This is a genomic window from Rickettsiales bacterium, from assembly GCA_029252805.1.
In the GTDB taxonomy this organism is placed as follows: domain Bacteria; phylum Pseudomonadota; class Alphaproteobacteria; order Rickettsiales; family JALZUV01; genus JALZUV01.
This window is the reverse complement of the sequence record JAQXAR010000057.1, coordinates 1-12,919: the sequence shown is the minus strand read 5'-3', so window position 1 is coordinate 12,919 and position 12,919 is coordinate 1. Positions and strand designations below refer to the sequence as shown.

Below are 12,919 nucleotides of genomic sequence, written 5' to 3'. Positions count from 1 at the left end.
GAGGCAGCTTAAGGGATGTACAAATGCTTGCTGGCCATTCGTCTTTACAGACAACTCAGCGATATATTGAGCATGATACCGAGGCCATGAAGAAGGTGGTACGACTAGTCTAATATCAGAAATGTGGTGAAAGTATGTGGTGAAACTTGATTTTAGCGATTCTATAAGATACTGTATTTATAGGAATAATAGGCACTAAAAAAGCAATGGCGGTGCTGTGAGTTCTGCCAGCATAGTTCTCTGAATGAGAATCCCTGATAACAGCTAAAATACAGGGTAATTTCCAATTTTTGCAGGGGATTTGGCATTTTTAGGAGATACAGAGGCTCTGTAACGTATGATTACTCCCACTTTCTCATAAAATTCCCTAAAACACATAACAGGGAATTATCAGGGAACGAACATCACTAGACCAGCTCATACCGCCCACTCTTCCTCGCTCCCACAAAGCGTATCAATTTAAGCCGTCGCAACTTAGCTATATCACGCTTCGCCGTCTCCTTACTCACCGACCACCGAACCCGTATGGATTCTGAATTGGGATTCGAACTCAGCTGTACTTCACTCAAACTAAACTCTCTAGAGCCCATAACAGGGCTAATTGCTACAAATGGAGAACAGAAACAGCATTTCCTATAATTAAAAGGAAATTTAACCCTTCTTTCACAATTAGGGCTTATATTGTATATCAACAACTATATCATTTTTAGGATTAACTTAATGTTCTCCCCCCCCCAAGAAAGCAAGCTAAGTGGTAGCGCTCAGATGAAGCATCAAGGTTTCACCCTCCTCGAACTCTCCATTGTACTCGTCATTATTGGCCTAATTATCGGTGGGATTACGGTAGGTCAGGAGATGATTAAGTCAGCTGAATTAAATTCGGTGGTTACCGACGTGACTAAGTATACAGTTGCAGTAAACACCTTTAAGCTCAAATATGATGCACTGCCTGGCGATATGGATAATGCGACCGCTTATTGGGGAGCGGCACATGCCACCCCCGCCACCTGCTGGACAACAGCCGGAACCGGCACCCAAACCTGTGACGGCGACGGTGATGGCGAAGTCAACAGCCTACACTATACACCGACTGGCGCTCACGAGCATTGGCGGTTTTGGGAACATCTAAGCAATTCCGAAATTCTATCTGGGGATTTTACAGGTATTGTTCCAGCAGCCGGAAGCTTAAGTTCTCCGGAAAGTAAGCTCGCTAATGCGCAGTGGCACTTCTATTATGTTGATGGAGCTTCTTCTTGGGGGAAAGCAACATCGGCAAGGCATGTACTTTCTCTCTCTACAGCAACCGTACTTGCTACTGGTGCGGCAGGAGCTGGTGTTATGAGTGCGCCAGATTTGTATTCGATAGAGAAAAAAATTGATGATGGTATGGCCAATAGCGGAACAATCACTGACCCTAATTCTGGTGGTGCATTAGCAGCAGGAGCTGGGGGCATCGGTATGCCTGATGCTGCCCTTTGTAGCGATTCAACGATTCTTGATGGAGATTACCGCCTATCTTCTGACAGCATTGACTGCACTCCTATATTCGATGTTGATTAATTTAATTTTTCTCATGATATTATTATAGGATATGAAGGATATGAAGGATATGAAGGATATGAAGGATATGAAGGATATGAAGGATATGAAGGAAGGCTTCACTCTACTGGAGCTTTCTATTGTATTGGTAATTATCGGTTTGATTATCGGTGGTATCACTGTTGGGCAAGACCTCATAAGAAGTGCAGAACTAAATAGCGTAGTTTCTGAACTCAACAAGTATAGGACCGCTATTAATACCTATAAGTTGAAATACAATGCTCTACCTGGTGATCATGACAATGCAACAGCATACTGGGGCGCGGTTTCAGGAAGTTGCACTACCGTTGCAGGAACCGGCACACAAACCTGTGATGGTGATGGTGATGGTAAGGTCAACTATATGTGGACGGCTGGGACACAAAATATACACGAATCTTGGAGGGCTTGGGAGCATTTGGCAAATGCTGAAATAATTCCTGGAACCTTTAGTGGTATCAGTAACACTGGTTGCACATCAGTAGGGCATTGTGCAGCAGCAGGAGATAATATAGCGACCTCCAAAGTGGCGAGTAGTGGGGCGTGGCATTTGTTTTATGCTGAACTCAGTTATACTTGGGAGGGAAAAAATAAAGAGCGAAATTTACTTGTGCTCGGTGACACGGGGCGCTTGGGAGGAGATGGAGCAAATATTCCTTGGAGAGGGTTAGTGCTAAATCCTCAAGAAATGTACAATATTGATACTAAAATTGATGATGGGACTCCCAACAAAGGAAAAATTGTTAATATGAATCAAACAAACGGTACAGCGGTAGGGACTTACAACCCCAACTGCACAACCGTTGCGGGAAGCATAATGTCATATAGCTTAGCCTATACAGATGTTGCTTGCACTCTTTTCGCCGATCTTTAACTAGGTAACCAATAACTGGCAATGGAACAGATGGCGCTGAGAGGGAGGTGCAGTCAGATTAAACCGACAGCACCGTTTAAATGCTCCTAATAATTCAACCACATATTCATAAAACAATCTGCATTTACATCATCGCTTAAAATATAATCAGACACAGCAGCACTATGTATTGCCGTAGCGCATTGCCCAGCTGTAGTAGTTCTACCAAAGATCTTTCCCTCACTTGCTAAGCCATCATCATATTTAGTATCAATAATTGAAGCCTCTTGAGCCAGAAGAATTCCTGGATCTGAATCTAGTTTCCCTTGGAATTCAAGATACTGCCCCTGCCTTCCATAGACCGCAGCACCCGTTCGATTATCTCGAATATCCCATACCCCACCTGAAATTTTAGCATTTGGGGTATTGAGCCCAGGAGTAAGTGGTATCGGACCTGGAGTAGGTATACCATTATAATCACCCTTAATGAGCTCTGATAACCCAAGGTGTTGCCAAAACAAATAATCCTCGGTGTGCGTTAGTAGTATTCCATCACCATCTCCATCACACGTGCCTGGATTTCCATCAACCACAGAAGCATCACTACAACGTGATGTATCATCTCCCCAATACCTAGTTGCATTGCGCATATCACCTGGGAGCGCGTTATATTTCAACTTGAAGGTGTTAATGGCGATTTTGTACTTATTGAGATCAGTTATAATCGAGTTCAGCTCAGCACTCCGAATCATTTCCTTACCTACCGTAATCCCGCCGATAATCAGCCCGATAATCACTAACACAATAGAAAGCTCTAGGAGTGTGAAACCTTTCTTCATTAAGTAAATGTATCAGTAAAACATTAAAAACCTATTAAAAATTATCATAATCCATGGCAAACGATCCGCTTAATCTGACAAGACCATTTGAAGGGTGCTGTCAGCATAGTTTAGGTTATAATAGATTGGCGCCATGTCTGCTGACCACCCATGCGCACCTATAAGTCCTTAGTCTAGCTTAGTTAATCACTTCACTCTTCCACCGAGATCATCTTTTGAATCTCAGTCGTTTTGAAGCCAACCGCCATAGGAGTTTGGATATTAGGTAGAATGGAAACATCGTAAATTTCTTCGATGATTCCCTCAATCGTGAGAGTGTGCTCAACGTCACCCGTCTGCAAGTTGACCACTTGTAGGCCGCAGCGTGGGGAAATATTTTTTGCTTCCAGCTTGTCATTGAGGGGCAAACCGTTGAAGGTTTTATTATGGCGCGGCTTTGATAGGCCAAGCACGGCGTAGCCATCATGCAGCGATAATCCACGAGCATAGCCAGGAGAAAAACAGATAGCTTCTTGCGCTCTCGTATCGGGGTCTAGCTTTACCAACTCGCCTTGACCAGAATTGAGGAACCACAGACGATCTTCATGCCAGCGAGGTGAATGCGGCATGGAAAGCCCTTCAGCGATAATTTCATTGCTGGCTATATCGATGACAGCACCCCCATCACAACGATGTTCGCGCCAGCCTTCATGCACATCAGTGGTTGATACAGTCGTGACATAGCGCGGCTTGCCATCACGCATTGTAAGACCATTTAAGTGGCAGCGATCCTCAGCTGCCAACTTAGAAATAAACTCAGGCTGCCATACGGGTTTGAAGCTATGGGTCGGGCTGGTTTCCGCCACGCAGCTAAAGAGAGTATTGGCAAAATAGAGTTGATCATTTTCCGTAACCACCACATCATGCACATCAATATCGCCCGTCACACAACTCATCTGCGGCACATAAACTGCATCATACCCCTTATAATTCTGACCTTCTTCAAGGGTATTTTCAAACCGCCATATCTGATAGAGATTGGCCAGATACAAACTACGATCCTTAACATGTAACCCCATCGCGCGCTCAAAGGTGCGTTCAAACACAGAGAGTTTACCTTGTGGGCCCAAGCCAATCAGGAATAACTTGCCTGCCTGATAAGTGCTGAAGGCGAGGCTGCATTTTTGTTCCGCCAGCCAGCGCGTGAAGTTACGCGAAGCATTGATTTCAAGTTTAGGAGATGAACTCATGAGGTAGGTTGTAGCAGCCTAAATAATATCCGCCACATCAAATGTGCCACCGCCGATGACTTGGAAGAATAGATCTACCCCCTCATCATAGGTCGCGTTGCCATCAGTACTGATGATGATATATTCATTGCCAGAGAAGGCACCCGCCGTGGCGGTGAGGATATTCGCATCGCCGATCTGATCCATATTGGTGTTATCATAGCCGGCTACGGCATCGGCTAGTACGTTGACGGTTAGGCCGCCGACCACATTGATGGTATCGCCTGCATCTGCGCCTATGCCGCTTATATCGATGGTGTCTTGATCCCAGTTCAACGTAATCACATCGAGGTTGGTGGTGGAAGTTTCGCCCACCACATTAAAATCGAACACATCGGGGCCTAAGCCACCGATCATGGTATCAGCGCCAAGACCACCTATCAGCGTATCCGCACCATTGCCACCTTCCATGCTATCAGTACCTGTGCCACCCGTGAGGGTATCAGCGCCATCACCACCATAGAGCATGTCATTATTAGCACCGCCATCTAGATCATCCGTACCGCTGCCACCGAAGAGGCGATCATTTCCCGCTCCACCACTGAGGGTATCATCGCCATTGGCGCCTTTGAGTACATCGGCACCAGCATTCGCATTAATCACGTCATTACCCAAACCGCCCACGATGATGTCAGTGGCGGCACTTCCCCCCATCGTATCGGCTGCGGATGTGCCCACTTGATCGGCAAAACCGAACTCATTATTGCCGAAGATGATGTAAGATTCACCAGCGGCATTATTACCACCAGGATCTCCTTGATAGGCTCCAATAATCATATCATCAAAGCCATCACCATTGATATCACCTGCTGAGGAAACAGCCTCGCCAGAGAAGTCACTTGAATCAATACCATCGAGGCGGAACCCTGTGGTGCCATTGAGGGTGGAGAGATCAATACTAGCCGCCCAGCCTGCTGCTTGACCAAAGACTACATAGGATTCACCAGCGGCAATATTACCACCGGGAGCACCCCCTCTCGCTCCAACAATCATATCATCCAAGCCATCACCATTGACATCACCGGCAGAAGAAGCACTGGTGCCAGAGAGATCACTTGCATCAATACCATCGAGGCGGACCCCTGTGGTGCCATTGAGGGTGGAGAGATCAATACTAGCTGCCCAACCTGCTGCTTTACCAAAGATCACGTAGGATTCACCAGCGGCATTATTACCACCGGGGTCAGCTTGATTGGCTCCAATAATCATATCATCAAAGCCATCACCATTGATATCACCTGCTGAGGAAACAGCCCCGCCAGAGTTATCACCTGCATCAATACCATCGAGGCGGAACCCTGTGGTGCCATTGAGGGTGGAGAGATCAATACTAGCCGCCCAGCCTGCTGCTTTACCAAAGACCACGTAGGATTCACCAGCGCCATTATTACCACCGGGGTCAGCTTGATAGGCTCCAATAATCATATCATCAAAGCCATCACCATTGACATCACCTGCTGAGGAAACAACCGTGCCGGAGCGGTCAGTAACATCAATACCATCGATTCGAAATCCTGTTGTGCCGTTTAGGGTGTTTAGGTCTTGATCATCGCCTGCGGCGGTGACGGCGAGGCTTGCGGTTTGTGCCACGCTGCCCAATGCCCCATCGTTCACTGTAATATCAATATCGCGGTTGGCGGTGGGGGTGTTAGCGCTATTGCGGTAGGTTAGGTTTTCGAGCAATGCTTCGACATTGGTCGCATTGGAATTGGCATTGAGATCAATAATCAGATCTGCACCATCGACGCCGTGATTGACACCATTAATGGTACCGATGGCGGTACCAGCATAGCTGACCGTTGCGCCATCGAAGCTGATTTGACCAGCGCCGATGCCGACATTACGGACGGTCAAATGATCCTCCGCACCGCCGCCAGCGCTATAGGTCACGGTTACATTACCGGTGCTAAAATTGGCACTGGCATCAGTGAGAGTGACATTGCTATCAATCAACTGTGCCGAGGCATTGACCGTATTCTCGGCAAAAGCGGCTGGGTTATCTAAATCAGCCAGTAAGGGAGCCGCATTGATCGCTGCTCCACCACTACTATTCGCTCCACCACCCACCATTACGATAGCATCAACCAGCGCCATGGCATTGGCGGTACCACCATTAGGAATCTCGGTCACCGTTACGGGGAAACCGACTGAGGCGCCTTCTAGCACGGCGAGAGTATTGCCGTTACTGGCCAGCACAGTTTGGCCGTTAGCATCGGTGGTTATTTCTACATTGCTGCCGGCGGTGAGATTGGTAATTTGAATGATCTCACCGGCCGAAAGATCGGCAATATTTAAGGTGGGGGTTGCGATCTCAATCAGTTGGGGCGTAGGCGAAAGCAAATCAAGTTGTTGGATCGCTTGCGGGCTTTGTAAGGCTTGCAGAACTGTCTCGCCATTAATGATGAAAGTATCAATACCATCACCGCCTACGAGTGAGTCATCCGCTGAGTTAGCGATTAGCGTATCATTACCATCGCCGCCAATCAGCGTATTAGCACCTAATCCACCATAGAGCGTATCGTTACCTGTACCGCCCAACAGCACATCATCGCCGCCATTGCCGTAAATAATATCATTACCTGAGCCGCCATCGAGTCTATCAGCACCATCACTGCTATCGGTAATAGCCATACCGCCATAGATCGTATCATTACCTGCGCCACCTAGCACATTATCCATACCGGGGCCTGCAATGATTAAGTCACCGCCATCGCCGAGCGCTTCAACGAGATCACCGCCTAATATTGTATCATCGCCAAATCCGCCATAGATCGTATCAGCACCATCACCGGCCTGAAGCCAGTCATTGCCACCATTGCCGTAGAGAATATCGCGGCCAGCATTGCCGAACAGACTATCGGCATCATCGGTAGGGTTGTAGATGGCATTACCGCCAAATAGCGTGTCATTACCGGCATTACCCGTAACTAAATCGACTCCGGCATTACCATAGAGCTCATCACCCTCAACGCCACCGTCAAGCGTATCCGCTCCATCTGTGCCTGCAAGCAATGTCATAACATCTAAAACTCTAATACAAACAGGTTAACTTACTATGAATGAAATTTGAAACTTTAGAAACATCACCCCTTTAAAGACCAACCTGGTATTTTTGACAAATTTCCCTTTCACCTGCATTCTAAGGAACTAAAAATCAGGAACTCCATAACATTGATTATGGAAAATTTGGGTTAAGTACCTTTTTCGATATGGGCATGGCGCACCATCCCTCATTTCCAGCTTAGGATTCGTGCACCTCGAGTTCGAACTTTTTTACCGTAAAATTTGGGCACCCCAGAACACTACGCAAAACCTGCTTAGAGTTTGGGGTTAATTTAAGCAGCTATAATACGCTCTTCTCCAAACCACGATGAAAGTGTCTGCAAAGCTTGCTCATCCAACTCTTGTGTAAATAATAAACATAACCGCTTCTTAGCTCTAGAGCATGCTACATAAAAAAGGTTGCGGTTTCTTTCAAAAGTATCTTGCTTATTTGCAGGAACATTATCACCTGCCCATTCCAAAAACTGATTAAAGTTATAATGATTCCAGCCACGACCACATACAACCATCACATTTTCAAATTCAGCGCCCTTTACACCGTGTTTTGTATTAAATGGTGTTGAGTCATTCAGGAACTTTGTCAGGGCTATTACTTCACTATACGCAATAGCTCTGAGGTTGCTTAACTCAGACAAGGAACGACTTTCTTCACGTTCACCTTCCGCTTGTTCTAGCCATTCCTGTAACCGGCGCTCTTTATTCTCTATACCTTCCGACAATCTTGGCTGCCGCGTTTGACGCAAATGATTTATCACCTCTCCAACTGTTCCTTTTTCTCGGAGAACAAGTAGAGCATCCATACCCCTAGCCCACCGATCTTTCTCTTGGCGGGAAGCCATTAAAGGTGTACGGCGCCCTAATAAAGAAAACATTTCACCGTAGCGCCTTGCTACATAAGCTGTACAGACCGGCTCTAATGTATCGACCATAAAGGCTATATGCCGATCTTCCTTTTTTATAAAGGCCTCATTGTACCGGAAGACACCAGACAGATTCCTGTAACCTTGCTCTTGTGCCAAGACATTATGGGTTAACATCAAAACCCTTGTTTTATCAGGAGAAAATTTCCAACCTTCACCTTCCAACCTTATTTTTAGGCTCTCCAAATAACTGTGTGCATCTTCTGCTGGAAGATCACCTTGCCAGTGGTTCTCAGTGCGCCGTGTTCCCATCCAATTATTGGTATGAAAGACATTAATTGCACCTTCTGCATTTGGATCACACACTTGTTGAGGTAAGCTTGGCCTTATTCGATTGAGAGTATCAACAATGACGGGCACAGAACGAAAATTGGCTTCTTTTCCTATAATTTCTAAGTTCGGATGCTCAATTTTACCGCAGCCGGAACCATAAATTTTTTGCCAATGATCGCCAAAGAAACCGATTAATGGGCCATTGCTGGAATCCAAGAAACATCTCTTCAAGCTCTCTGCAAAAGTCGCTTCTGTATCTTGATACTCGTCTACAAAAAGCACCGGATAGCGTTTTGAGAACAGGTTCTGAAATTTAGGCTCATCAAGCAGCATAACCATGAATGACAAAACATCGTCATGGTGCAGCATGATTTTTTTATCGTCTATCTTCCGGTATCCTAGATCATATATAACTGCCTGAGTGTGGACGCCCTCGGCTTCTTCGATTTTTTCAGGCCAGGTTCTATGCGCTTCCACGAGATTAGCTCTCAAAAATGGCTGAAAATCTTTAATCAAAGACCAACAAAAGTGATGAATTGTTGATGAATAAATTGCCGGATGACTATCCGTTCTGGAAGTAATTTCATCAGCGGCTACATTCGTATAGGTAATACAGGCTATTTGCTGATGCTTGTTCACCAGTTCATTGCCTCTTTCATTTATTAGGTGCTTTAATGTTTCAATCAGGGAATATGTTTTCCCAGCTCCAGCACCGGCCTCAAGTAGGAAGCTTTTTCCTTCGGCAAGACATTGCCGAATTTTTGTAAGGGCGGCTTCTGATGCCTGTTCTGCCGGACTTAAAGCAGTATCGGTTGTCATGCCGCCTCTCTTTGTTCAGCGTCTTGGTTCTGCCGGGGCGGTAAAATATCAGAAGCAGCCAGCCAGCATAGTCCTTGTGCTATGTATAGGGGAACATTCCAGCCCGTTTTATCAATACCGTATTCTATGGCAAAGTTTGTTTTCTTGAATTTTTTGGCTTTGTTATAGGCTTCTGTAGCGTCTGCCGTGGTCAGTTCAAACGTCGTATGATTGGCAAGAATGAAAGCATCTTCAAAACTTCTGCCACAGGCCGCACCCGCCTGTTCAGGCACTTGATAGGCCAGCCGAACACGCCCCTTGGTTTTGTCATCCTCACTTTTTGTCAAAAGCTGGGCAGGCGTAACGTCATTACTAAACCATTCTTTAATGCAGCTATTGCTCGTACCGGTTCCAACCGCGACTTCGCAAGCTTTTGCATTACCGCCCACTGCATCAATATCTGTTATGATGAGAGTGCTGAGATTGAGGAAGCTTAGTAGGTCAAAAAATTTATGAGCATGATGTCCTCCCACTTGCATAACAGAAATATACTGACTGGATAGCTTCGGATCGCTTGCTCCACTAGATGCATCTACCTGTTTGATGATTTCTGGCAACATGATACGCTCTGTTGCTCCTTCTATCAGCACAATTTTATCAGCAAATAAAAGATCGCACCCCGTAAGAACCATATATTTATGCAGAAAACCTTTGTCCGGTGATGGTGTATCTACCAAGCCCTCTTTCAGATCTTTGATTTCGGCTGTGCGGATATTCTCCATCCCGTCTTGCGGGTGCGTTAAAAAATATCTCATGGCCTCAAATGGCGCTTTATTTGCCATGTGCGGTGAGTGCGTAGTAACGATGAACTGCACCGGCCATACCGCACGATTACCAAAGCTGCTAGCAAAAGTTTCGGCTATTTCACCGAGTTTGGCGATAAAAACTTCCTGCATTTGAGGATGAAGGTGAGCTTCCGGCTCTTCTATAAAAACCAGATGCATTCCCGGTGTTGAATCATTTGCTGTAAATGTCTTATAAAATTCTAAAAGTTGTAGCAGGATATATATGAGATTTCGGGTGCCAAGGCCGTTATAGGCTTCCGGAAGATTGATGCCATTCACACCCGCATAATGCACTTTGGTATGATTTTTAAGTAATCTCTCCACATCTAATGTGGTTTCTGTCCGTAAATTTGGATCACTTAACCCCGGATAGCCGAACATTGAAAAAGTCGGTAGCAGATTAGAAAGCTGAGCATTAAAACCTTCGTCAAGGCCTTGCTGAATATCCTGAATAGCGGCTTCCAGATTGGTTATAATTTCTTGATCTTCCTGATTGTCGGAGCTTGAAGCCGTGGTAAAAAGCTGCTCCAGAATGCTGCCCAAAATGTTATTCTTTTTCTGGTCTACTCCATCCTTGCGTATCGCATCATCCAAGCCTCGCTGCGCATTGATGAACCCAGATTGCAGAAGGGTATGAAGTTTACTGGCCTCCAAGTTTTTCTGGTTGGTGCTATCGTTCGGGTCTTCCGCATAAATTCTAGCAACATAGACCTTGGAAACTCGGTCTTTTATTGCTTTAAAGAAAACAGCTTTCTGCTCCTCAGTGGAAGCCTCTTCATTAATTTCAATATCCTCAAAAAGCGTACGCAATTTGCCTTTCTCAAGTTCATACCGGACTTTGATAAGGGCTTCGGTGCAATCAGTATTTAAGTCAATAATGAACTCACTTAATGGCCCATAAGATGCGGCATCACTTTCGTAGTTGACGGACAGGTTAATTTCTATAGCGGGAAGTGTTTCCCTTACCACAGGCTCTTCTTCATTTTCCAACTGTTGGTATGCTCGCCAAAATCTTTCATGGGCTGATAGTGAAAAATCCTCCAATCGAAAATAAGGAGTTTTGTCGGATAACAAGCGGCGAAAAAGTTCGGTCAAGGAAGTCTTCCCACTATTATTACGACCTACGATAACAGTGGCTCTGGTTTCCAGAGAAAGCTCAACGTTTTCCAAGAGACGGAAGTTTTTTATCTTAATTTTTTGTACGTACATCACAATTAAACCTGCAACCAATAAAATAGTTCTCCTATTGGTTCCAATCTAGTGTGTATCACCTGATTTTTCTATCAATTTATGGATTAATTAAAGGAACTTAGTTGTAACAACAACTTCTGCTTGATTCTTTTAAGCTATTGAGCGAACCTACTCATGCATGCAAAGTTTTGTATGCTGGGGCTTCAAAACCTCTTGTCGATAGCGGTTGGCATCAACCGTTATTGGTGCATCTCCTTCAAACGAAATGCACCGAAGATGTCGCTTTCCGACTTATGTCCGGGAGGCGGCAATGTATGTCCAATGCCTCGCGGCTAAAGATTGTCGCGCATGTCTCTATCGACACATGTTTTGAACTCCCGGTCACCAGTCTGATTTTGATTGGTGGCCTACGACAGTAAAGTGGGAGGCCATATGTTAACGTTGCAAGAATTATTGAACCTAAAAAGCAACCGCTTTGCAGATACAAAAATAAAGTTGGTGCGCCATGCGGGTGGTAGCGAGCAATATAGCGATCTAACCAAAGATAAATATGGTTTTCTAAATGACCAAAAAAACCAAGATAGAGAAGTATTTAAAGATTGCGATTATATCCTCTCTTTCATTGGGATGGAACGGAAACGTTCAATATTTGCAGGATGCTTCAAGGTAAATAGTGCTTCTCCTGTAGGTGATGGTTATCACTATGATCTTGAACCTATCTCTGTTTTTGACGAGTTTATAGACCGAGTCATGATTGATTGGGGAGGTAATAGTCGTGCATGGCATCAGTGGTACGATAAGAACCCAAAGGAAGTAGTCGAAATTCTGCCGAAGGGTTACATGGGTAATTTTCCCGGATTGCTGAATTTCGTATTGGATTTTGATGAACTGCAAAAACTAACCGCCAATCCTGAAGCCAATGCCGATTGGAGGCACCACCTTTCTGCAGTAAACGGCATCTACCTTATTTTGGATAGTAACACTGGACAGCAATATATCGGCTCAGCTTGTGGCAATGAGGGCATCTGGCAACGCTGGAGAAACTATGCTGCGAGCAAAACAGGGGGCAATAAAGAGCTTATCGCGCTTCTTGAACGAGATTCCAATTACCAGCGCCATTTCCGTTATTCAATATTGCAACCACTTCCCAGCAATGTGACGCAGAAGGAAGTGGTGCGAGTCGAGAATCTATATAAAGAGAAATTCGGCTCTAGAGCATTCGGGCTGAATGCTAATTAATTTAACAATCAGCCAGCTTGTACAAGAGGCCCGAAAATGCTACTATGTATTC

Annotated in this window: 8 protein-coding genes; 3 read left to right on the top strand and 5 right to left on the bottom strand. The window is 45.3% G+C overall.

Annotated features, from left to right (window positions below; all coding sequences use genetic code 11):
- The first annotated feature begins 720 nt into the window (after window positions 1–720).
- Both P8P30_10410 and P8P30_10405 read left to right on the top strand, forming a co-directional pair.
- A complete protein-coding gene (locus tag P8P30_10410; GenBank protein MDG1287953.1) occupies window positions 721–1,560 on the top strand; it encodes a prepilin-type N-terminal cleavage/methylation domain-containing protein in 840 nt (279 codons plus the stop codon).
- A gap of 40 nt (window positions 1,561–1,600) precedes the next feature.
- Window positions 1,601–2,452, top strand: a complete 852-nt coding sequence (locus P8P30_10405; GenBank protein MDG1287952.1) for a prepilin-type N-terminal cleavage/methylation domain-containing protein — start codon at window positions 1,601–1,603, stop codon at window positions 2,450–2,452.
- Between the two features lie 86 nt (window positions 2,453–2,538).
- Here P8P30_10405 and P8P30_10400 read toward each other — a convergent pair whose 3' ends face one another.
- The 5 genes from P8P30_10400 to P8P30_10380 all read right to left on the bottom strand — a co-directional run bounded on the left by P8P30_10400 (window position 2,539) and on the right by P8P30_10380 (window position 11,667).
- The gene (locus tag P8P30_10400) at window positions 2,539–3,270 is read right to left on the bottom strand and encodes a prepilin-type N-terminal cleavage/methylation domain-containing protein (protein ID MDG1287951.1); all 732 of its coding nucleotides are present in this window, start codon (window positions 3,268–3,270) and stop codon (window positions 2,539–2,541) included.
- Window positions 3,271–3,461: 191 nt separating this feature from the next.
- Window positions 3,462–4,499, bottom strand: coding sequence for a TIGR03032 family protein (locus P8P30_10395; protein ID MDG1287950.1), 1,038 nt, complete (start codon window positions 4,497–4,499; stop codon window positions 3,462–3,464).
- An 18-nt stretch (window positions 4,500–4,517) separates the two neighbouring features.
- Complete coding sequence (locus tag P8P30_10390; protein MDG1287949.1) at window positions 4,518–7,556, bottom strand: calcium-binding protein; 3,039 nt, start codon at window positions 7,554–7,556, stop codon at window positions 4,518–4,520.
- 317 nt (window positions 7,557–7,873) lie between these two features.
- The gene (locus tag P8P30_10385) at window positions 7,874–9,613 is read right to left on the bottom strand and encodes a UvrD-helicase domain-containing protein (protein ID MDG1287948.1); all 1,740 of its coding nucleotides are present in this window, start codon (window positions 9,611–9,613) and stop codon (window positions 7,874–7,876) included.
- The gene (locus P8P30_10380) at window positions 9,610–11,667 is read right to left on the bottom strand and encodes an ATP-dependent endonuclease (GenBank protein ID MDG1287947.1); all 2,058 of its coding nucleotides are present in this window, start codon (window positions 11,665–11,667) and stop codon (window positions 9,610–9,612) included. Before P8P30_10380 ends, P8P30_10385 begins: the two co-directional genes overlap by 4 nt.
- A gap of 393 nt (window positions 11,668–12,060) precedes the next feature.
- Here P8P30_10380 and P8P30_10375 point away from each other — a divergent pair, with 393 nt between their 5' ends.
- Window positions 12,061–12,867: a GIY-YIG nuclease family protein gene (locus P8P30_10375; GenBank protein MDG1287946.1), complete on the top strand. Its 807-nt coding sequence runs from the start codon at window positions 12,061–12,063 to the stop codon at window positions 12,865–12,867.
- Window positions 12,868–12,919 lie beyond the last annotated feature (52 nt).

Bases quoted from the DNA above. Each gene is read 5' to 3' on its own strand.
- P8P30_10390 (MDG1287949.1), bottom strand. From the start codon at position 7,556: ATGACATTGCTTGCAGGCACAGATGGAGCGGATACGCTTGACGGTGGC.
- P8P30_10375 (MDG1287946.1), top strand. From the start codon at position 12,061: ATGTTAACGTTGCAAGAATTATTGAACCTAAAAAGCAACCGCTTTGCA.
- P8P30_10405 (MDG1287952.1), top strand. From the start codon at position 1,601: ATGAAGGATATGAAGGATATGAAGGATATGAAGGATATGAAGGATATG.
- P8P30_10395 (MDG1287950.1), bottom strand. From the start codon at position 4,499: ATGAGTTCATCTCCTAAACTTGAAATCAATGCTTCGCGTAACTTCACG.
- P8P30_10410 (MDG1287953.1), top strand. From the start codon at position 721: ATGTTCTCCCCCCCCCAAGAAAGCAAGCTAAGTGGTAGCGCTCAGATG.
- P8P30_10385 (MDG1287948.1), bottom strand. From the start codon at position 9,613: ATGACAACCGATACTGCTTTAAGTCCGGCAGAACAGGCATCAGAAGCC.
- P8P30_10400 (MDG1287951.1), bottom strand. From the start codon at position 3,270: ATGAAGAAAGGTTTCACACTCCTAGAGCTTTCTATTGTGTTAGTGATT.